Annotated in this window: 19 protein-coding genes; 4 read left to right on the plus strand and 15 right to left on the minus strand. The window is 70.5% G+C overall.

The genetic code is table 11. The annotated features are described in order from the left end of the window. Window positions 1-42: 42 nt before the first annotated feature. Together AC0IY0_RS23965 and AC0IY0_RS23970 are read left to right on the plus strand one after the other, a co-directional pair. Complete coding sequence (locus AC0IY0_RS23965) at window positions 43-1,014, plus strand: NADPH:quinone oxidoreductase family protein (protein WP_471765834.1); 972 nt, start codon at window positions 43-45, stop codon at window positions 1,012-1,014. Between the two features lie 189 nt (window positions 1,015-1,203). Beyond that, window positions 1,204-2,886 carry a methyl-accepting chemotaxis protein gene (locus AC0IY0_RS23970; protein ID WP_471765835.1) on the plus strand — a complete coding sequence of 561 codons (1,683 nt, stop codon included), beginning with the start codon at window positions 1,204-1,206 and terminating at the stop codon, window positions 2,884-2,886. Window positions 2,887-2,895: 9 nt separating this feature from the next. On the opposite strand, the gene AC0IY0_RS23975 is transcribed toward AC0IY0_RS23970, so the two are convergent. The 7 genes from AC0IY0_RS23975 to AC0IY0_RS24005 form a co-directional block, all read right to left on the minus strand. Beyond that, complete coding sequence (locus AC0IY0_RS23975) at window positions 2,896-3,909, minus strand: adenosine kinase (RefSeq protein WP_419830860.1); 1,014 nt, start codon at window positions 3,907-3,909, stop codon at window positions 2,896-2,898. A gap of 246 nt (window positions 3,910-4,155) precedes the next feature. Beyond that, window positions 4,156-4,326, minus strand: coding sequence for a hypothetical protein (locus AC0IY0_RS23980; protein WP_471765837.1), 171 nt, complete (start codon window positions 4,324-4,326; stop codon window positions 4,156-4,158). 66 nt (window positions 4,327-4,392) lie between these two features. Continuing rightward, window positions 4,393-5,802, minus strand: coding sequence for an MFS transporter (locus tag AC0IY0_RS23985; RefSeq protein ID WP_147940513.1), 1,410 nt, complete (start codon window positions 5,800-5,802; stop codon window positions 4,393-4,395). A 77-nt stretch (window positions 5,803-5,879) separates the two neighbouring features. Then, on the minus strand, window positions 5,880-6,809 hold the full coding sequence (locus AC0IY0_RS23990) for a glutaminase (protein ID WP_471765839.1): 930 nt from the start codon (window positions 6,807-6,809) through the stop codon (window positions 5,880-5,882). 25 nt (window positions 6,810-6,834) lie between these two features. Next, window positions 6,835-8,604: an ABC transporter ATP-binding protein gene (locus AC0IY0_RS23995; RefSeq protein WP_471765840.1), complete on the minus strand. Its 1,770-nt coding sequence runs from the start codon at window positions 8,602-8,604 to the stop codon at window positions 6,835-6,837. Between the two features lie 203 nt (window positions 8,605-8,807). Further along, complete coding sequence (locus AC0IY0_RS24000) at window positions 8,808-10,226, minus strand: MFS transporter (RefSeq protein ID WP_147909347.1); 1,419 nt, start codon at window positions 10,224-10,226, stop codon at window positions 8,808-8,810. Further along, entirely contained in the window at window positions 10,223-10,690 is a 468-nt protein-coding gene (locus tag AC0IY0_RS24005; RefSeq protein WP_419830858.1) for a PRC-barrel domain-containing protein, read from the minus strand. The genes AC0IY0_RS24000 and AC0IY0_RS24005 overlap by 4 nt, the downstream gene beginning before the upstream one ends. A gap of 599 nt (window positions 10,691-11,289) precedes the next feature. On the opposite strand from AC0IY0_RS24005, the gene AC0IY0_RS24010 reads away from it, so the two are divergent. Beyond that, the gene (locus AC0IY0_RS24010) at window positions 11,290-11,691 is read left to right on the plus strand and encodes a hypothetical protein (protein WP_471765841.1); all 402 of its coding nucleotides are present in this window, start codon (window positions 11,290-11,292) and stop codon (window positions 11,689-11,691) included. Window positions 11,692-11,852: 161 nt separating this feature from the next. Here AC0IY0_RS24010 and AC0IY0_RS24015 read toward each other — a convergent pair whose 3' ends face one another. The 3 genes from AC0IY0_RS24015 to AC0IY0_RS24025 all read right to left on the minus strand — a co-directional run bounded on the left by AC0IY0_RS24015 (window position 11,853) and on the right by AC0IY0_RS24025 (window position 13,031). Continuing rightward, entirely contained in the window at window positions 11,853-12,287 is a 435-nt protein-coding gene (locus tag AC0IY0_RS24015) for a PRC-barrel domain-containing protein (protein ID WP_147910348.1), read from the minus strand. Between the two features lie 85 nt (window positions 12,288-12,372). After that, the gene (locus AC0IY0_RS24020) at window positions 12,373-12,858 is read right to left on the minus strand and encodes a DUF2721 domain-containing protein (protein ID WP_471765843.1); all 486 of its coding nucleotides are present in this window, start codon (window positions 12,856-12,858) and stop codon (window positions 12,373-12,375) included. Window positions 12,859-12,908: 50 nt separating this feature from the next. Then, complete coding sequence (locus AC0IY0_RS24025) at window positions 12,909-13,031, minus strand: hypothetical protein (RefSeq protein WP_281407111.1); 123 nt, start codon at window positions 13,029-13,031, stop codon at window positions 12,909-12,911. A 244-nt stretch (window positions 13,032-13,275) separates the two neighbouring features. Between AC0IY0_RS24025 and AC0IY0_RS24030 the strand changes: the two genes are divergently transcribed. Further along, window positions 13,276-13,647, plus strand: coding sequence for an SWIB/MDM2 domain-containing protein (locus AC0IY0_RS24030; protein WP_147910346.1), 372 nt, complete (start codon window positions 13,276-13,278; stop codon window positions 13,645-13,647). Window positions 13,648-13,745: 98 nt separating this feature from the next. On the opposite strand, the gene AC0IY0_RS24035 is transcribed toward AC0IY0_RS24030, so the two are convergent. The 5 genes from AC0IY0_RS24035 to AC0IY0_RS24055 form a co-directional block, all read right to left on the minus strand. Beyond that, a complete protein-coding gene (locus tag AC0IY0_RS24035; RefSeq protein WP_471765844.1) occupies window positions 13,746-14,543 on the minus strand; it encodes an SDR family NAD(P)-dependent oxidoreductase in 798 nt (265 codons plus the stop codon). 84 nt (window positions 14,544-14,627) lie between these two features. After that, on the minus strand, window positions 14,628-16,022 hold the full coding sequence (locus tag AC0IY0_RS24040) for an MFS transporter (protein WP_471765845.1): 1,395 nt from the start codon (window positions 16,020-16,022) through the stop codon (window positions 14,628-14,630). 170 nt (window positions 16,023-16,192) lie between these two features. Continuing rightward, window positions 16,193-17,539, minus strand: a complete 1,347-nt coding sequence (locus AC0IY0_RS24045; RefSeq protein ID WP_471765846.1) for an ATP-binding response regulator — start codon at window positions 17,537-17,539, stop codon at window positions 16,193-16,195. Next, window positions 17,536-18,741, minus strand: coding sequence for an FIST signal transduction protein (locus tag AC0IY0_RS24050; RefSeq protein WP_471765848.1), 1,206 nt, complete (start codon window positions 18,739-18,741; stop codon window positions 17,536-17,538). The genes AC0IY0_RS24045 and AC0IY0_RS24050 overlap by 4 nt, the downstream gene beginning before the upstream one ends. 164 nt (window positions 18,742-18,905) lie before the next feature. Then, on the minus strand, window positions 18,906-19,487 hold the full coding sequence (locus tag AC0IY0_RS24055) for a c-type cytochrome, methanol metabolism-related (protein ID WP_147910341.1): 582 nt from the start codon (window positions 19,485-19,487) through the stop codon (window positions 18,906-18,908). Between the last annotated feature and the right edge of the window lie 118 nt (window positions 19,488-19,605).

Raw genomic sequence — 19,605 nt, forward strand, 5'->3', positions numbered from 1 at the left:
CCGGGCCTTCACAGAGCGAAAGACACCAACCGGGAGGACAGGATGCGGGCGCTGCTGTGCACGAGGCTCGACGGGCCGGAGCAGCTGGAGATCGTGGATCGCCCCGATCCGGTGCCGGGCCCCGGGCAGGCCCTGGTGCGGATCCGGCTCGCCGCCCTCAACTTCTTCGACACGTTGATCGTGGCCGGCCGCTACCAGGTGAAGCCGCCCTTGCCGTTCTCGCCGGGGGGCGAGGGCGTCGGGGTGGTCGAGGCGCTGGGAGAGGGCGCCATAGGCGTCTCCGTCGGCGACCGGGTCATCGTCCATGCTGGATACGGCTGCTGCGCGGAGCTGATCGCCGTCGATGCCGGCAAGCTCACGCCGGTGCCGGAGGCCGTGCCGGACGCGCAGGCGGCCGGGCTCACCATCACGTACGGCACCTCGCTGCACGCGCTGGCCAACCGGGCGCGCATCCAGCCGGGCGAGTGGCTCGCCGTGCTCGGCGCCTCCGGGGGCGTCGGCCTCGCCGCGGTGGAACTCGGCCGGCTGATGGGCGCCCGGGTGATCGCCTGCGCCTCCTCGGAGGAAAAACTCGCGGTCGCCCGCGCCCACGGCGCCGAGGCGACGCTGGTCTACGATCCCGCGACCCTGAAGGAGGCGTTGCGCCGGATCAGCGGCGGCGGGGTCGACGTGGTCTACGACGCGGTCGGCGGCGACTACGCCGAGCCGGCCCTGCGCGCCCTGGCCTGGCGTGGGCGCTACCTCGTCATCGGCTTCGCCGCCGGCGGCATCCCGCGGCTGCCGCTCAACCTGATGCTCCTGAAGGAACTCGACGTGCAGGGCGTGCACTGGGGCGCCTTCCTCGACCGCGAGCCGGAGGCGCACCGGGCCGACCAGCGCCGGCTGCTGGCCTGGGTCGCCGAGGGCAAGCTTACCGCGCAGGTTCACGGTACCTACCCGCTGGCCGAGTTTCCGGAGGCCTTCGGGCTGCTGACCCGCCGGGCTGCGATGGGAAAGGTGCTGCTGCAACCCTGATCCGTTGGATCCTCGCCTTGAAATTGGGATCGGCAAGACGACCCAGGCTATAAGGCGAGCGCCGCCAAGATTTTCGTCCCGTATCCCCGCTCATGACGGCTCGTGGGTTGGACGACGCAGCGAACGCTAAAACCTTGTTGTCACGCTCCTGCGCTAAGGTTCGAGCCATTGGCTTGGAGAGGCAGCGAGATGAACTTGGGGCGCAGCATCACTGTTCGGTTGTTCTTGGCGTCGTTCGTCGGATTCATCCTTCTGATCGCCAATTCCCTATCGAACATCGTGAGCATCAAGGCGGTTCACGACTCGGCCAGGGAGATGCGGGACGTCTGGAACGTGAAGAATCGCGAGCTGGACGAGCTTCAGTTCCTGGCACTCCGGTATCACACCACCACGATCCGCAGGGTGATCGCCGAGGAAAGCGCCGAAAACCGCGACCTCGACACCGAATTCACCGAGATGGACGCGGCCATCCCGGAGAAGTTCAGGCAGTACCGCTTTCATATCGGATCCGCCGACGAGACCGCCCTGTGGAATGCGTTCGAGGCGCGTTGGCAGGCCTATCTCGCCGCCCGGGAACCGATTGTGGCGGCTCTCCGGCGCGGTGACCGCAATGCAGGCCGCGACGCCATCGCGCCGGCCCGCACGCCCCTGGTGAACGCCTTCGGGGCGCTGGCGGACCTCGCCAAGGTCAACGCCACCGGCACGCAGGCCGCGACGCAGCGGGCCGAGGACGCCTACGCGACCGCCTGGACCGTCACGGCCGCCCTGCTGATCGCGGGCCTGGTCGCCACGGCCGGAGCTCTCTGGTTGATCCTGCACGGCGTCGCCCGTCCGATCCGGGCCATGACCGGGATCATGGCGCGGCTGGCGGCGCAGGATCTGACCGTCGCCGTGCCCCACGCCGCTCGGCGCGACGAGATCGGCGCCATGGCCGCGTCCGTGCAGGTGTTCAAGGACGGCCTGATCCATGCTCAGGCGCTGGAGGCGGAAACCGCGCGCGCCCGGGCGGACGCCGAGGAGCAGCGCAAGACGGGCATGCGCCACATCGCCGACGCCTTCGAGGGGTCCGTCGGCGGCATCATCGGGACGGTTTCGGGGGCGTCCGCGGCGCTGCAGGCCACCGCCGCCACCATGACCAGCACGGCCTCCGGCACCGCCAGCCAATCCCTGCGGGTGGCGAGCGCGGCCGAACTGGCTGCTGCCAGCGTCAACACCGCGGCCTCGGCGGCGGAGGAACTCGAAAGCTCCGTCCAGGAGATCGGCCGTCAGGTCTCCAGCGCCGCGGCTTTGACCCAGGCCGCCGTCGAGGACGCCGCATCAACGGCTCATCTGGTGCAAGAGCTGAGCGGTGCCGCCGCCCGGATCGGCGACGTGGTCACGATGATTACCAGCATCGCCGGACAGACCAACCTGCTGGCGCTCAACGCGACCATCGAGGCGGCTCGCGCCGGCGAGGCCGGGCGCGGCTTCGCCGTGGTCGCTGCCGAGGTGAAGGAGCTGGCGAGCCAGACCGCCCGGGCCACGGACGAGATCGGCGGCCATATCGGGCGGATCCAGGCCTCGACCGACCACGCGGTCTCGGCCATCGGCCGCATCGGCGGGCGGATCCAGGAGATCAGCGCGGTCGCGACCCTGATCGCGGCCGCCGTCGAGGAGCAGGGGGCCGCGACCCGGGAGATCGCCCGCAACGTCACCGAGGCGGCGTCGAGCGCCGGCGAGGTGACGAGCAGCATCTCCGGCGTCGCGGACGCCGCCAATCAGACGGGGACAGCGGCCGACCAAGTGCTCAGCTCGGCGTCCGAGCTGTCGCTCCGGTTCGAGCATCTGCGGAGCGAGGTGACGCGCTTCCTCGCGACGGTGCGGGCCGCCTGAAGCGCCGGATCAGAGCAGGCCGCGCGCCTTGGCGAGGCCGACCAGATCGGCCTGGGGGCGCGCGCCGATGTGCTGGATCACCTCGGCGGCCGCCAAAGTGCCGAGGCGGGCGCTGGCGACGTTGTCGAGGCCGCGGGCGTGCCCGGCCAGGAACCCGGCCGCGAACAGGTCACCGGCCCCGGTCGTGTCCAGCACCTCGCGGACCGGGCTCGCCTCGACGGACCGGACCTCCCCGCCCTGCACCACCAGGGCGCCGTCCGACGAGCGGGTGACCAGGCCGAGCAGGTGCCTGCCGCGGGCGTTGCGCTCGTCGCGCAGGGCGGCCACGGCGGCCTCGGGATCGTCGGTCTGGTAGAGGCTCTGGAGCTCGCCGATATTGGCGAACAGGATGTCGATGCTGCCGTCGCGCACGAGGCCCAGGAATTCGTCCCGGTAGCGGCCGACGCAGAACGCGTCCGACAGCGTCAGCGCCACCGCGTTGCCGGCCTGGTGGGCGATCTCGACCGCCTTGCGGAACGCATCCTTGGCGGCGGGCGGGTCCCACAGATAGCCTTCGAGATAGACCACCCGGGCCGAGGCGACGAGCGCCCGGTCCACGTCCTCGGGCTTCAGCCCCTGGCAGGCGCCGAGATAGGTGCTCATCGTGCGCTCGCCGTCGGGCGTCACCAGCACGAAGCAGCGGGCCGTGGCCGGCCCCTCGGTCGCGGGCGGCACCGTGAAGCCGACGCCCGTGGCCTTGAGGTCGTGGCCGAACAGGCCGCCGAGCTCATCGTTCCGGACCTTGCCGACGAAGCCGGTCTTGGCGCCGAGCAGGGCCGCGCCCACCGCGGTGTTCGCCCCCGAGCCGCCCGAGACGATCGTGGCCGGGCCCATCGCAGCGAACAACGTCTCCGCCCGCTCCTCGTCGATCAGCTGCATCGCGCCCTTGGTCACCCCCTGGGCGTCCAGGAAGGCGTCGTCCGTGCGGGCGATCACGTCGACGATGGCGTTGCCGAGCACGAGGAGATCGAGGGGTGTGGTCATCCGGGTGTCCTGATTCGCGTTTGCGCCGCTGTGACATCCGCCTCGGATCGGATCAAGCCGCGGGCGCTGCGGGGGCGGGAGATCGGCGAACAGCTCGGCCACCGACAGGCTCAGGCCGGGCGGGGTCGGAGCGAGGGGCCCTCGGCTTCCGATGCGGGCTTCGATCGGGCGTTCCAAGGCGCGTCTGTGGTGAGCGATCAGACGCTTGACCGGATCGATGATCAGGTCGTGCGCGACGCTGGCGATTTAAAAATAGCCGACGCGCTTTGCCTCGGTATCCACCGACTTGATCCCCGGTGAGAGCCCCTCGACCACGATGACGAGGTGGGACACCTCGACGGCATCAAGGTCGATCGCCGGCCCACAAACCAGGGCATCCGGTTCGGACGTGGTCGCAACGTCGAGGCGGACCGTCATCCGAGGCTTCGCCTGTTCGATCATACCGTCACGCGAGCACGCATGGCCCTCGCAGGCATGCGCCCCTCACCCCGCGATCTTCTCCAACGCCACGTCGCGGGTGCGGGGTCCCAGCAGCCCGACCAGCGACCCCGCCGCCAGCATCGCCGCGGAGATGAACAGGAACACCCCCGGGGTGCCGGCCTCGCGCAGCACGAAGGCGATGACGAACCCCGTGAAAATCGCCGAGAAGCGGCTCCACGAATAGACGAACCCCACCGCCCGGGCGCGGATGCCGGTGGGGAACAGCTCGGCCTGGTAGGCGTGGAAGCTGTACGACATCACGTTGGAGGCCAGCGTCAGGCCGATCCCGAGCGCGATGATCGCCGACACGTCGCGGGTCTGCGCGAAGGTCAGCCCGCAGGCGATGTAGACGAGGGCTGCGGCCACGATGACGTGCTTGCGCTCGAACCGGTCGGCGATGGCCAGGCCGATCAGAGGCCCGACCGGGGCGGCCAGCGCGATCAGCGCCGTGTAGGCGAGGCTCGACGTGATGGTGATGCCCTGCGCCACCAGCAGCGTCGGCACCCAGTTGGCGAAGCCGTAGAAGCCCACCGTCTGGAACACGTTGAAGCCGGCCATCATGAATGCCCGGCGGCGGTACGGCGGCACCCACAGGTCGCCGAAGGCGCCGCGCCGCTGCACCGGCTCCGGCGCTGCGGGCAACGGCAGGGGGCGGCCGTACTCGGCGGCGACCTGGCCTTCGAGGCGCCGCAGGACCGCGTCGGCCTCCGCGAGCCGCCCGCGCTCGACCAGCCAGCGCGGGCTCTCCGGCAGGCCGGCGCGCAGCCACCAGACCCCGATCGCCGCGGTGGCGCCGATCAGCACGACCCAGCGCCAGCCGTCGATCCCCAGCGGCGCCGTCGGGATCAGCAGATAGGACAGGAAGGCCACCACCGGCACGGCGGTGAAGCCGATGCCCTGGCACAGGGCGAAGGCGCGGCCGCGGATCGCCTTCGGCACCAGCTCCGAGAGGTAGCTGCCGATGGTCACCATCTCCAGGCCGAGACCGATGCCGGCGATCAGCCGCCAGAGATTGAGCCCGAACGCGTCGGTCTGGCAGGCCATCACGACGTTGGCGGCGGTGTAGGACAGCAGCGACCACGTGAAGATCGCCCGGCGCCCGAACCGGTCGGCCAGCCAGCCGCAGACCAGGGTTCCGATGAACAGCCCGGTGAACAGGGCCGCCACGAAGCTCGCCACGCCGCTCGCGCCGAACAGCCCGGGCGTGGTCGGCGTGAGGATCCCGGCCTTCACGAGCCCCGGGGCGACGTAGCCGGTGAACAGCAGGTCGTAGAGCTCGAAGAAGAAGCCGAGGCCGAGGAGAGCGACGAAACGCCAGATCGTGCGCGTCGGCGGCAGCCGGTCGAGGCGGGCCAGGATGGCGCCGGGGTCAAGATCACTACCCGACGTCCGCGCCGCCGTACTCGTCGTCATGTGCCTGGTCCTGCCTCAGGCGCCGCAGCACCACGCTGGCGCAGTGCCGCGGAAGGCGCCTCCGCGCAAGGTGTCGGTCACGCCCCGAACACCGACCAGCCCATGCGCTGGGTCAGGCGCTCCAGGGCGACGCGGCCGAGATGGGAGTTGCCCGCCGCGTCGAGGCCGGGTGACCAGACCGCGATCGAGGCCTTGCCGGGGGCCACCGCCAGGATGCTGCCGCCGACGCCGCTCTTGCCCGGCAGGCCGACCCGGTAGGCGAACTCGCCCGAGCCGTCGTAGTGACCGCAGGTCAGCATGATCGCGTTGATGCGGCGCGCCCGCTCGGCCGAGACGACGTTGTGCCCGGTCGACGGGTTGCGGCCGTTATGGGCCAGGAACCGGCCCGCCATGGCGAGCTGCCGGCAGGTCATCGCGATGGCGCAGTGATGGAAGTAGACGCCGAGCGTGTAGTCCACCGGGTTCTCGATGACGCCGAACGACTTCATGTAGTTGGCGAGCGCGGTGTTGCGGAAGCCGGTGCGCTTCTCGGAGGCCGCCACCTGCCCGTCGATGGTGATGGTGGGGTCCTGGGCCAGGAACTGCATGAAGCGCAGGATCTCGCCCAACGCCTCCCGGGGCGCATGACCCGAGAGGATCACGTCGGTCACCGCGATGGCGCCGGCATTGATGAACGGGTTGCGCGGCACCCCGCGCTCCCGCTCCAACTGGACGATCGAGTTGAACGGGTTGCCGGAGGGCTCACGCCCGACCCGCTTCCACAGCCGGTCGCCCACCATGCCGAGCGCCAGGGTCAGCGTGAACACCTTCGACACGCTCTGGATCGAGAACGGCGTCTCGCTGTCGCCGCCGACGGTGACGGCCCCGTCGGCATCGATCACCGCGATGCCGAACTGGTTCGGGTCCACGTGGGCGAGTTCGGGGATGTAATCGGCTACCGCGCCCCGGTCGGAGCGCAGGGCCATCTCGTCGGAGATCTCCCGGACGACGGTGTCGAGATCGGGCACGGCCGGGCCTCGCCGGGCGCCCCGATCAGGCCGCCGCCAGGGACATCGACATTGATTCCTTCTTCATCAGCTCGCGGAAGAAGCCGTCGAGATGGGTCAGCTTGTCTGGCGAGCCGTCCTGGATGATGCGGCCGCCTTCCAGCACCACGATCCGGTCGAAGTCCTGAAGCGTCGACAGGCGGTGGGCGATGGCGATGACGGTGCGGCCCTTCATGAGGTTCGCGAGTGCCTGACGGATCGCCTGCTCCGATTCCGCGTCGAGCGCAGAGGTCGCCTCGTCGAGCAGCAGGATCGGCGAATTCTTCAGGATGGCCCGCGCGATGGCGATGCGCTGGCGCTGGCCGCCCGAGAGCTTCACGCCGCGGTCGCCGACCATGGTGTCGAAGCCCTCCGGCAGGGCCTGGATGAACTCGGTGCAGCGTGCCGCCTCGGCGGCCTGCCAGACCTCCTCGTCGGTGGCCTCCGGCCGGCCGTAGCGGATGTTCTCGCGCAACGAGCGGTGGAACATCGACACGTCCTGCGGGACGACCGTGATCGCCTCACGCAGGGATTCCTGGGTCACCAACTCGACCTTCTGGCCGTTGATGCGGATCTCGCCGGTCTTCACGTCGTAGAAGCGCTGCAGCAGCGAGAACAGGGTCGACTTGCCGCCGCCCGACTTGCCGACGAGGCCGACCCTCTGGCCCGGCTCGATCACGAGGTCGAAATCGGTGAAGACCGGGCGCCCGTCCGGATAATTGAAGGCGACGTGGTCGAACTCGATCTTGGCGCCCTGGCCGGCGAGCGGCTTGGCTTCCGGATGGTCCACGAGGTCGTGGGGCTGGAGCAGGGTGTGCAGCGCCTCCGCCAGGCGGGCGGTGTGCTGGGTCGCGTCCACCAGTGCCACCGCGAGGTCGCGGGTGGCCGCCAGGATGCGGATGCCGAGCGTGCAGACCAGCACCACCTGGCCATTGGTCGCCTGGCCGGCCTCCCACATCTGGATCGCCCAGTAGAGCAGGCCGAACACCGCCAATACGGTGAGCACCGCGTGCACGATGCGCAGCTTCTCAAGGTAGAGCAGCGACGAACGGCGGGCGCGCATCTCCGTGGCGATCGTGCCCTCGAAGCGCTGGCCCTCGCGCTTGAAGCCCGAGAACGCCCGCACGAGCGACATGTTGCCGACGAGGTCGACCATCTCGCCGTCCACGGAGGCCGCCTTGGCGGCGAAGTCGTGGTGCAGCGGCTTGCCGGCCGCCGCCATCTTGAACATCAGCACGACGACCGCGGCGAAGACGCCGGCCAGGATCGCCGCCATGGTGGTGTTGACGGTGGCGATGTAGGCGATCGATCCGAAGGCCGCGACGGTCGGCGGCATCACGTTGAACACGAACATGTTCTCGACCGTGAAGATCGCGTTCGAGGTCGCCGTGATGCGCGACGCCAGGGTTCCCGGCTGCCGGTCGGAGAAGAAGGTCGGCGAATGGCCGGTCATGTGCCGGAACAGGTCGCGCCGGATGTCGCCGGTGACGCCCACGAACGTGAAGGCCCCGGTCAGCGCCGCCACGCGCCAGAGCATGTTGTCGGCCGCGATGAATCCGATCAGGACGGCGAGCGCCCCCCAGACCACGGTGTTGCCGGGGCCGGGACCCTTGGTCAGCGCATCGACCACGCCCTTGAGGGCATAGTCGGTCGAGACCGAGAACCCGACCGCACCGAGCACGGAGATCAGGATCACCAGGTGGGGCACCCAGCGGCGCCGGAGGTATCGCCCGACGAAGGCGAAGGGCCTCTCAGCGTATTGGTGCAGCTCTTCCATCGCGGTGACCATTCCGTATTCACGCGGCACTGGCTGGTGCGGGCTGAGGCGGAGTGCAACGCGGGCGTAATCGGACCCGCAGCGGCAACGCGACAGCGTTGCCATATGTTGCACCGGCCCGCACCTCCCGCGCGCTTTTATCTCTCAAACCTGAACGCCGCTTGAGCGGCGCGGATACACGCAAGCGAATCCGATGCCGCGGATCACGCCTCCTCCGCCGGCTGGCGCGTCTCGGGCATGATCAGCGCCACCAGCATGAAGGCCGCGAAGCCCATGAAGGCCAGCCCCAGGAAGGCGCTATGGCTTCCCAGGCGGTCCGCCATGATCCCGGCGATCGACGTCGAGAGCGCAGCGCCCACGCCCATCGCGGTGCCGACCGCGCCGAGCGCAAGGTTGAAACGCCCCGTGCCGCGGGTGAGATCCGAGACCACGAGAGGCACCATCACGCCGAGCACCGAGGCGGAGATCCCGTCGAGAACCTGGATGGCGACCAGGCCGTAGGGGTTCGTGGTGTAGGCGAGCATCAACCCGCGCACCGGCAAGGCGCCGAAGCCCAGGAGCAGCACCGGGTAGCGGCCGAACCGCTCGGCGGCCCGGCCGACCGCGGGGGCGCTCACGGCGAGTACCGCCTGCGGGACCATGATGCAGGCCGCGATCAGCGCGGTTGCGGTCTCGCTCGCCCGCAGGGTGAGGACGCTGCCCACCAGCGGCAGCATCGCGGCGTTCGCGAGGAAGAACAGGACCATGCAGGCCGCGAAGCACAGGAGCCCGCGATTGGTCAGCAGCGCCCGCACGCCGTCCTGCCCGGCGGCGCGGGGCGGCTGGGCGGAGGCCGGCTTGGAAGCCGCCGTGGAAGTCGACTTGGAGGCCGCCTCGGGGGCCACATCCTTGAACACGTTGGCGTCGATCTCGTCGGCGCGGATCCGCGTCAGCGCGATGATCGTCGGCACTACGAGAGCCGCCGTCAGGTAGAACACCGCTCCGTTCGAGAGGTAGTAGCCGATGGCGCCCATGCCGGCGGCGCCGAGCGCGTTGCCGACCGCCGCGAAGCTCGCGTTGCGGCCGAGGCGCTCGCCCGCCCGAGCCCGCCCGACCAGTCCGATGCTGATCGCCGCGATAGCCGGCGTGAGCACGCAGCTCGCCCCCGAATGCACCGCCATGGCCAGGAGCACCACCGGGAAGCTCGGCCAGATCGCCAGCGCGAAGGCGCTGCCCGAGATGCCGATCACCGCTACCGCGGCGGCGAACCGCTTCGAGCGCACCACGTCGACGAAGGCGCCGCCCGGCACCTGGCCCAGCAGCGCGACGAGGCTCCCTACGGTGAGGGCGAAGCCGATATCGGACTGGGTCCACTTCGCCTGCGAGAAGTACACGGCTAGGAACGGCCCGAACCCGGTCTGCAGGTTGGCGACGAAGAACGCGAAGGCGTCGAGGCCGTGGCGGCTTGCCGCCGTGAGCGTTCGGTCCACCGGCGCAGCCTCCGCGGCCGCCCGGGCCGGCTCGCGCGCGACTTCGGCCGACTGATCCTTCAGGCGGACGGGCCGCGACCGCGGGTCCTGTCGGGACACCTCGCGCTCGCGGGGGGAAACGGCGGGTCTTGCCTTCAATCGGGCCACCGTCACTTATCCGGGGCCTTTTCCGGCGGGGTGGCGGGAAGCGGGGCGGACGGCGTCGGGACCGACGGAGCCGGAACGGTTGGCGCAGACACGACCGGGGCGGCGGGATTGACCGGCGGGGCCGCGCTCGTCGCCTGCTCGCCCTCGGGCACGGGGGCGGCCGGGCTCGCCGGGCCGAGCACGACGATCGGCTCGCCGGCCTTGTATTCGGGCGACACCCGGACCTGGTTGCGGCTCAGCGCGACGGATAGCTTGCGCTCTTTGTTGCCATCGGGGGTGAAGCGCAGGGCGCGCCAATCGACGGCGATTTTGCGGGTGCCAACACCCAGGAATCCGCCGAAATCGATGATGGCCGCCCGGGGATGCCCGTCCTTGTCGATGATGATGTCGATGACGCGCCCCAGCTCGTCGCCGCCGGCGCTGCGCACGCTGCGGCCGAGCAGGCTCTCGTAATCCTGGGTGTCCAGCACCGTGGCCGGGGTCCCCTGCTGCTGCGCCGCGTTCGACGGCGCTCCCGGCGTGGCGGAGGTGGTCGGCGCCCCAGCGGGCGGCGCCGCTGCTGGGGGCGCAGGGTGCAAAGGCGGGGCAGCAGGCACCGGCGGGGCGGCGGGCGGCGTTTGCGCGGCGGGTGGACCCTGCGTCGGGGTCTGGCCGGATGCTGCGCCATCGCCCCCGGGGGCCGGGGCCTGCGCCGCAACGCCCGACGCCCACAGGGCGAGCGTCACGGCCGCGATCATCCGGTTGGTTCTGAACACGCTGCGTCCTCTGAGGAAGGGCCGGGCCGGGCCGACGCGCCGGCAAGACCGCGACCGTATCGGCCGGATTTGGGCCCGCCGTCGGCGCGACCCCGCCTGCGGACAGCACCCTGCCGAAGGACCTGGGCGAAGTTATGGACCGTCGGGGCCAGCCGGCAAGTTCCGCGCCGGTCCGATCCGGACGCCCTCCCGGACGCGCGCGACGGGTGCTGGCGCGCATGTGTCTGGTTTTCGCCGCAACCCGAGCGTAGACAGCCGACGATAAGCTTTTGCGAGCTGCGGAGACCACCGCGGCCCCTTGCGAGGACTACACGATGTCGACCCTCCCCTCGTCGGTCTGTGCCACTGCGCGCGGCCTCGCGCTCTGCGCCGCCCTGGCCAGCCTGGTGGCCGGCTGTCAGGCGCTCGGCGGCGGGGGCGGCGTGATGCCGGAAACCGAGGTCGGGCTGCCGCCCTCGCTGCGCGGCTCCCTGCCCAACCGCGAGGCCCGCAACGCCGGGGTCGATGCCGACGGGCAGCCGCTCCAGACCGCTCCGACGAAGCAGCTGGCGATCCCGCGCAGCGCCGGCGGCGCGACGCAATCGGCCAATTCCGGGGAACGCCGGATCCGGCGCGAGGACATCGAGGGCGGCAACGCCGCTGGCGGCGCGGGCAGCAACTCGATGGGCCCCATGCTGTCGCCCGGCGGCAGCGTCGGCCTCGGCGGGAAGTTCTAAGGACCGTAACCGGAAGCGGGCGCGGCGCTACTCGTGATGGGCGCGGGCCACCTCTCCCGTGCAGGAGAGGTGGCCCGTCGCGGTCCGCAAGGGTGCCGGCGGCAAAAGCCCGTGCGGGCACGAGGCGTCCCGGTGGAGCGTCGATGGCCCGCGCCCTGCGCTCACAGCGTTGGCGCGCGCACGCCGTAATAATCCTCGATCTTCCCGCGGTAGTTTGGGTCGGCGAAGGCGTCCTCGCCCGGGCCGTGGCTCGGTGCGCCGGCGAGGTTGCCCGGATCGATGTCGACCACGTAGCCGCCGAGTTCGGTGCTGTAGGTCAGTGCCTTCCAGGGCAGGGGGTGGTGGTTCTCGCCGAGCCCGAGGAAGCCCCCGAAGGCCAGCACCGCGTAGGCGACCTGGCCGGTGACCTTATCCACCATGAAGTTGTACACGGCCCCGAGGTGCTTTCCCTCGCGGTCGTACACCGCCGTGCCCTCGACCTTGTTCGAGGCGATCAGGCGGGCGGTCTCGTCGATGGCGATGCCCTCGCCGGTGGGATCGAGCTCCAGGGAGCCCGTCTTTCTCACGGGACGCTCGGTGGGCAGATCCGTCGGCATGGTGACTCCCGGGTTACGCGGACCAGGCCGGACGTGCCGCCGGCCCTGGTCACTAAACGCCGGGGCGGGAGCGGGTTCCGGTGGCTCAGAGATCCGCCAACATCCCGGCATCGGCCCGGCGCTGGTTGATCCGGTCCCGGACCGAGCGGCTGGCCAGCAGCATCTCGAAGCCGAACGCGATGAGCGCGCAAAGCGTGCACAGGATCGCGGTCCCGAACAGGCCGAACAGCAGGCTCGCCACCGTGCTGTCGCGCAGGGCGCCGACGAACAGCGTCAGCACCGAGCCGCAGGTCGCGACGCCGCCGAGCGCGGCCAGGAACACCGCCGCGTCCAGCGCCAGCGAGCGCGTATGAAGCCGGTCGAGCCGCTGACCCAGGATGATCCGCTCGGCCTCGCCGGCTCCAGCCAGCAGCGTCGACACGCGCTCGGCCTGGTCGGCCACCCGCGCGAGCCGGGCACCGAAGACGTTGAGCAGCGTCGCGAGCCCGGACAGCAGGAAGACCGGGCTCAGCGCCACCTGGACGACGTGGGCGGTGCTTTCCAGGGTGGTGGATGTGATGGGATCGACCATGCTCGCGGGCCCATGGACCCGGCGGCCCGGCACGGCAATCCCGTGCGCCGTCAAACCAGCCCGCGTTGCGGTTCCAGGCCGGACGAGACCGGCTCGGCCCGGATACCGAGACCAAGACCGAGCACGAGCCCGGTGGCGAGCAGCAGCGCGAGCGCGAGAACCGGGGTAAACATGACTGTATTTCTCGGGCCTGATCGTTAAGAGCAGGTTTCGAGCGCGCGGGTTCGGCGGAATGTTCTTCGCGGCGGTGCAGATCGGCGGCTTCCGGTGTGGATTTCCGCGCCTGCCCTGTGGATGAGGCCCCCGCGAAGGCGATTTCCCCTTGGAACGGCGGCGGCACCGCTTAGTTGCTGCTATGCTGGCTCGGCCGTGGGGCGCTCATGCCCCGGCCTGCGGCCCGAGAACCGGAGGAAGTTTATGGCCACGAAGACCGAGAAGGCTGCGCCGAAGGCGGCCAAGACCACGAAGGCCGACGAGCCGAAGGCCGCCAAGGCCGCGCCCGCGAAGGCTGCCAAGCCCGCCGCCACCAAGGCCGCCGGCGCGAAGCCGAACGCCCTGCAGCAGCCGCTGAAGCCGTCTGCCGATCTCGGCGCGATCGTCGGCACCGATCCGTTGCCCCGCGGCGAGGTGGTCAGCAAGGTGTGGGACTACATCAAGAAGCACAACCTGCAGAACCCCGAGAACAAGCGCGAGATCCTGGCCGACGACAAGCTCAAGAAGGTCTTCGGCAAGGACAAGTGCTCCATGTTCGAGATGAACAAGCACCTCGCGGCTCACCTGAAGTCTTGATCGTCTAAGCCCGGGTCCGGCGCCTTCGCCGGACCGGTGGCTCCTGATCGAACGGGGCCCGACGGCCCCGAGCCGAAGACCGTTTCGCTCGATGCGGTCTACGCGAGACCTTGCAGGACACCGCCATCCACCCGCAGCGCAGCGCCCGTCGTGGCGCTCGCTGCCGGGCTGCAGAGATAGGCGACGAGGTTCGCAACCTCCTCCACCGTGGCAAGGCGCTTGATCAGCGACGACGGGCGATGCTGGGCCACGAAGGCACGGCCCATCGCGTCGAGGTCGGCGTCGGCCGCCCCACCGGCCATCTGCTTCATGAACTCGGCGACGCCTTCCGACAGGGTCGGCCCGGGCAGCACGCTGTTGACCGTCACGCCGGTGCCGGCGACGGTCTGCGCCAGGCCCCGAGAGATCGCGAGCTGCGCGGTCTTCGTCATCCCGTAATGGACCATCTCGGTCGGCGTGTTGATGCCCGACTCGCTCGAGATGAAGATCACGCGGCCCCAGCCGCGCTCGGCCATGGCCGGGGCGTAGGCACGCGACAGGCGCACGCCGCTCATCACGTTCACGTCGTAGAAGCGCTGCCAGTCCGCGTCCGGGATCTCGAAGAACGGCTTCGGCTCGAAGATCCCGGTGTTGTTGACCAGGATGTCGACCGCGGGCAGCCCCCGGACGAGAGCATCGACCCCTTCGGCGGTGGCCACGTCGCCCGGTGCCGCGAAGGCGCGGCCGGCCTTGGTCTCGCCGCGCAGCTTGGTCAGCGCCGCTTCGACCCGCTCGGCGGTGCGGCCGTTGACGCCGACCTCCGCGCCGAGGTTGCAGAGCTCCTTGGCGATGGCGTAGCCGATGCCGCCGGTCGAGCCGGTGACGAGGGCCTTCTTGCCGGTGAGGTCGAGGTCCATGGGCGGAGACTCCGGGGCTTGGAACACGGGTTGTGGATCTCGGCCCAACGCGCGCCAGGCCGGTCGGTGGCATACCGGGCTCGCCTAACCGCCCTTACCCCGCCGCAGGACGCTGGCGCAGCCGCCGATTGCGGCGAGCGCCACCGCGCAGGAGAGCGAGAGGGTCACGGCCCGTTCGGCGCCCAGCCCGTGGGTCAGCCCGAAGATCACCGCCACGAGGGCGGCGCCGAGCGACTGCCCGGTGAGGCGGGCCGTCGACTGCATGCCGCTTGCCCCGCCGGCGCGCTCCCGAGGCGCCGAAGTGACGATCACCTTGTTGTTGGGCGACTGGAACAGGCCGAAGCCGAGCCCGCACAGGGTCAGGCGCCAGACGATGTCGAGGGTGGCGGGCGACTCGGGCAACAGCGTCACGCCGACGAGGCCGGCCGCCAGCATGGCGAGGCCGATGCCGCCGAGCAGCCCGGGCGGGTAGCGGTCGGCCAAGCGCCCCGAGATCGGCGCCATCGCGGCCACCGCGATCGGCCAGGGGGTGAGCAGGAAGCCGGTCTGGGTGCTGGAGAGGTGCAGCACATCCTGGAAGTAGAACGGCAGCGCCACGTAGGACACCATCTGGGCGCAGAAGGAGGCCACCGAGGTCGCCATCGACAGGGCGAAGGCGGGGATCCGCATGAGGTCCACCGGGAGCAGCGGGGCGGGCAGCCGGATCTGGCGCCGCACGAACACGGTGCCGATCACCAGGGCGCCGACAAGTTCGGCGACGGCGATCGCTTGGCCCTCGGGGTCGCCGAGCCCGTCGATGCCGATGATCAGCAGGCCGAAGGTCAGCGCGTTGAGCACCGCGCTCACCAGGTCGAAGCGCCGCCCGCTGGCCGGGGTCGCCGGCAGGGTGCGCGTGGCCACCGCCAGGGCGAGCAGCCCCACCGGGACGTTGACCAGGAACAGCCAGGGCCAGCTCGCCACGGACAGGATCGCGGCCGCCACGGTTGGCCCCGCCGCCGAGGCCACCGCCACCACCAGGGCGACGTTGGCGACCCCCTGGCCGATCATCCGGTGCGGATAGATGAACCGCACGAAGCCGATGTTGACGCTCATGATCGCCGCGGCGCCGAGCCCCTGGACGATGCGCCCCGCAATCAGCAAGGGCAGGCTCGGCGCCAGCGCGCAGGCCAGCGACGCCGCGACGAACACTGCGAGCCCTGGCAGGTAGACCCGGCGGAAGCCGAAGATGTCGCCGAGCGATGCGAAGGGCAGGAGGCTCGCCGTCACGGCGATCTGGTAGGCGTTGACCACGAAGATCGCGTCGGCGGGCTTCACCGCCAGGTCCTTCGCCATCACGGGCAAGGCCACGTTGACGATGGCCCCGTCGAGGACCGCCATGGTCATGGCCAGCCCGATCGCCGCCATCGCCAGGACGCGCTCCCGCGGCGGCAGGCCGTCGTGCTGGGCGGGGACGCCTGTACCGGCCGGGACCTGCGCCATGCGCGCGCTCCTGCGGCGTCCCGGAGGGCCGGCGACGTCGGTTGCGGGGGGAGATCCGGGCGCGGATGCACCGCGGATTCCGGTTCCCTCTCGCGCAGCCGCGGCACAGCGTCGAGGGCCGTGGTGTGTCCTATGTCACGGCGCGGCGGGATTGTTCGCCCGGCTATGCATCACGCGAGCATGTAAGTCAGGAGCGAGCGCAGCTGCGCGGGCTTGATCGGTTTGCGCAGCAACTCCGCGCCGGACCGTGCAACCTTCGCCTCGACCTCGCGGGAATGGTCGGCGGTGGTGACGATCACCGGCAGCGCCTCGCCGTAGAGGTCATTCAGGTACGCGGCGACGTCGAGCCCGCAGGCATCGTCGTCGAGGTGGTAGTCGAGGACCAGGATGTCGGGCCGCGGGGCTCCGGCCTGCATGGCGGCGCGGACCCCGGCCAAATCCCGGAAGGTCGAGACCCGGGCGTCCCAGTTCTGCAGCAGGCGTGCCAAGGCGTCGGCCGTCGCGGCGTCGTTCTCCACCGCCAGGACGTGGGCGCCGGACAGGCGGGTCACCACGGGGGCCGGCGGCGCGATGGCGGCCGGGATCGGGCTCAGCGGCAGGCCCATGGTCACCCGGGTGCCGTGGCCGGGCCGCGAGGCCAGGGTCAAAGGATGATCCAGCGCCTGGGCCATGCGCCGCACGATCGACAGGCCGAGGCCGAGGCCCGGCTCCTCAGTGGCGCCTGTCCGGGCGCCGCCCCGGAAGAACTCCTCGAAGACCAGGTCGTGCTCCTCTGCGGCGATGCCGCAGCCGGTATCGAACACATCCACCCGGACTCCGCCGGCAGCGCGCCGCGCCGCGAGCACGATGCCGCCCGCGCCGGTGTAGCGGATGGCGTTGGAGACCAGGTTCTGGACGATGCGCTGGAGCAGCATCACGTCGCTGGTGACCGTGAGGTCCGGGCAGCGCACGGCGAGCCGCAGGCCCTTGCGCTCCGCGAACGGCTTGAAGCTCCCCGCCAGCTCGGCCAGCAGGTCGGGCAGGAAGACCGGCTGCAACTGCGGCCGGACGATGCCGGCATCGAGCTTCGAGATGTCCAGGAGCGTCTTGATCAGGTCCTCGATCGTCTGGAGGCCCCGCTCCACCCGGCCCGCAATGGTGCGCGCCTCGGGCGGCAGCGGCAGGTCGTCCAGGGTCGAGATCGACAGGCGGGCCGCGTTTACCGGCTGCAGCAGGTCGTGGCTCGCCGCCGCCAGGAACCGGGTCTTGGAGCGGTTGGCGGTCTCGGCCTCCTCCTTGGCCGCCGCCAGGGCCTCGTTCGAGCGCTCCAGGCGGTGCATCAGACCGGTCAGCTCCTCGGTGCGGGTGCGGACGCGGCCCTCCAGCATGATCGCGGTCTGGAACAGCGAGTAGGCGCTGCCGCGCTGGTCCATGCTGCGCTCGACGTGAGACATCAGCGCGGCGTTGATCCGCTCCAGCTTCTCGATCCGCCGGCGCAGGGAGGCGTCGGTCTCGAGCCCGCCCGGGTGCAGGGTCATGATCCGGCCGGGACCGGCGGGCCGCTGGGCTCCGTGCCCCGGGTCAGCCCCTTGCCGATCGCGATGCCCGTGAAGGTCTGGTTGAGGTGCATCGCCCGGTACTGCTCGCCGAAGGTCTCGAAGCCGACGACGTTGTAGCGGCGGTACAGGTCGGCGATGCCGTGGCCCACCTGCCGGCTCTCGGCATCGAGCCGGCGCAGGACGCATTCGAAGCCGATGATCAGGTCTACGCCGCCCACCACCGTGTCGAGGCGGGCCAGCTCGGTCCGGGTCGAGGCCACGATGTCCCGCGGCTCAGCCAGCGTCAGCACCACGCCCTCGTCGATGGCGCAGAAGAAGCTCAGCGAGCCGTCCTCGTTCATGCGGCGGATCGAGCGGCAGAAATACTCGCCGCCGACCTTCACGGCGAGCGGGTAGGCGGCAAAGCTCATCGGCGACAGGCCCTCGGGATCGAGGCCGATCGCCATGGCGTATTCCCGCGCCGCCGGCTCGGCGTTGAGTTCGTGGACGGTGCGCCGCTCGCTGTCCGAGGCGGTGACGACGAACTTGGTCCCGGTCGGTTCGAAATTGTCGCTCTTGAAGATCTCGAACGGGAAATCCGTCTCGACCAGCACCAGCACCGCGGCGTTACGGTGGATCCGGCCGCCATGCAGCAGCACCGCGTCCCGGAAGCGCAGGTCGTCGCCCGCCGAACCGCCGACGATCGGGATGCCGTCGAGTGCCCAGGCGATGGCCGAGACCACCGTCTCCTCCGCGTTGGCGAGCCCATCGATCAGCGACAGGGCGAAGCGGCGATCGACGGCGGGCGCTTCGGCTTCGCGGGAGGACACCGGCGGATCGAGGGTCCGGCGCAGGGCACGCACAGCTGAGGCGGTGCGTTCGACATCGAGGTGGTCGATGGCGTCGAGCACGGTCGAGACGATGCGGAAGCGCTCGGACGGGAAGGCGATCACGACGAGGCCGCGATCGAGGCCGCCCGCCGGAGCGATGCCCCCCGACATCGAGCAGCCCGCGATCGGGACGCCGGGGAACTGCCTCTCCATGGCGGCAGCCAGGATTTCGGGGTCGTAATCGTGCGAGAAGAAGGCGACGATCTGGGACAGGGCCGGGGTACCGATCGCCCGCGCGATCTCGGAGACAGCCTCATGGGCCGCCGCAGCCTCCGTCCAGGCTGTCCAGATGCCGCACGCATGGCGGCGCACTCCGGTTCCTTGAGCCACGTTCCACCCCCTCACACCCCCTTCGGCGAGCTTTGCCTCGCTCTTCAGAGTCTTGCGCGGAGTATGTCGTGCACAACCGAACGGCGCAACGGGGCGTTGCGCCGTCTCTCTGGGAGACCCTGACCCGCGTGGAAACGCGGCGCCGCTCACTTCATGCAGACATCTTCCGCCTTCGTGAAGGCAGCGGGTTTCGCCTCGTGATCGGCCGGGCGGTTGCGCCCGACCACGCCATCCGCGCGGGCGCGCAGATACGTGTAGATGTCCGGCATGTAGCACATGACGTTCCGGTTATCCCCGAACGCCGGCATGACCAGTTCCTGGGAGGCGTTCACGTCCTTCTTGCCGCCGGTGATGATGCCGGCGAAGTGCGCGTAGTCCATGCCCTTGAGCGCATCGACCAGAGAGGGCGCATAGGTCGAGCCCATGCCGTCCGGGCCGTGGCAGACGATGCAGTTGGCGTTGTACCGCAGGTACCCCGACATCGTGTACCAATCGACCTTCTTGCCGCCGTCGGTGACGTGATAGGTCGGATCGCCGTTCTTGTCGGTGTACTGGCCGTCCTGGACCTTGGCCGGCTGCGTCGGGCCGTCGCTCTTGAGGTCGCCGGGGCTCGTCTGCGGGGGCGATGGGGTGTCCGGGTTGGCGGCCGAGGCCGGGGCCGCCCCCAGGGTCCCGATCACCAGCCCCGCGACTGCGAGCGCCGCGAGCGCATCAGTTGTGCACCGCATGTCGATCCTCCAGCCGCCCTAGCGTTCCGGTTCTTCAGGTGGCGGCGGTGGACAACGGCGCTCACGGCTCGCGAATGCCGTTGGACATCTTCACGTTTTCGCGCGGGTCTCACCGACC

The sequence above is a fragment of the Methylobacterium sp. AC315 genome (genome assembly GCF_979253755.1).

Coding starts and splice junctions, on each gene's coding strand:
- AC0IY0_RS23965 (WP_471765834.1), top strand. CDS start 43: ATGCGGGCGCTGCTGTGCACGAGGCTCGACGGGCCGGAGCAGCTGGAG.
- AC0IY0_RS23970 (WP_471765835.1), top strand. CDS start 1,204: ATGAACTTGGGGCGCAGCATCACTGTTCGGTTGTTCTTGGCGTCGTTC.
- AC0IY0_RS23975 (WP_419830860.1), bottom strand. CDS start 3,909: ATGACCACACCCCTCGATCTCCTCGTGCTCGGCAACGCCATCGTCGAC.
- AC0IY0_RS23980 (WP_471765837.1), bottom strand. CDS start 4,326: ATGACGGTCCGCCTCGACGTTGCGACCACGTCCGAACCGGATGCCCTG.
- AC0IY0_RS23985 (WP_147940513.1), bottom strand. CDS start 5,802: ATGACGACGAGTACGGCGGCGCGGACGTCGGGTAGTGATCTTGACCCC.
- AC0IY0_RS23995 (WP_471765840.1), bottom strand. CDS start 8,604: ATGGAAGAGCTGCACCAATACGCTGAGAGGCCCTTCGCCTTCGTCGGG.
- AC0IY0_RS24010 (WP_471765841.1), top strand. CDS start 11,290: ATGTCGACCCTCCCCTCGTCGGTCTGTGCCACTGCGCGCGGCCTCGCG.
- AC0IY0_RS24015 (WP_147910348.1), bottom strand. CDS start 12,287: ATGCCGACGGATCTGCCCACCGAGCGTCCCGTGAGAAAGACGGGCTCC.
- AC0IY0_RS24020 (WP_471765843.1), bottom strand. CDS start 12,858: ATGGTCGATCCCATCACATCCACCACCCTGGAAAGCACCGCCCACGTC.
- AC0IY0_RS24025 (WP_281407111.1), bottom strand. CDS start 13,031: ATGTTTACCCCGGTTCTCGCGCTCGCGCTGCTGCTCGCCACCGGGCTC.
- AC0IY0_RS24030 (WP_147910346.1), top strand. CDS start 13,276: ATGGCCACGAAGACCGAGAAGGCTGCGCCGAAGGCGGCCAAGACCACG.
- AC0IY0_RS24035 (WP_471765844.1), bottom strand. CDS start 14,543: ATGGACCTCGACCTCACCGGCAAGAAGGCCCTCGTCACCGGCTCGACC.
- AC0IY0_RS24040 (WP_471765845.1), bottom strand. CDS start 16,022: ATGGCGCAGGTCCCGGCCGGTACAGGCGTCCCCGCCCAGCACGACGGC.
- AC0IY0_RS24045 (WP_471765846.1), bottom strand. CDS start 17,539: ATGACCCTGCACCCGGGCGGGCTCGAGACCGACGCCTCCCTGCGCCGG.
- AC0IY0_RS24055 (WP_147910341.1), bottom strand. CDS start 19,487: ATGCGGTGCACAACTGATGCGCTCGCGGCGCTCGCAGTCGCGGGGCTG.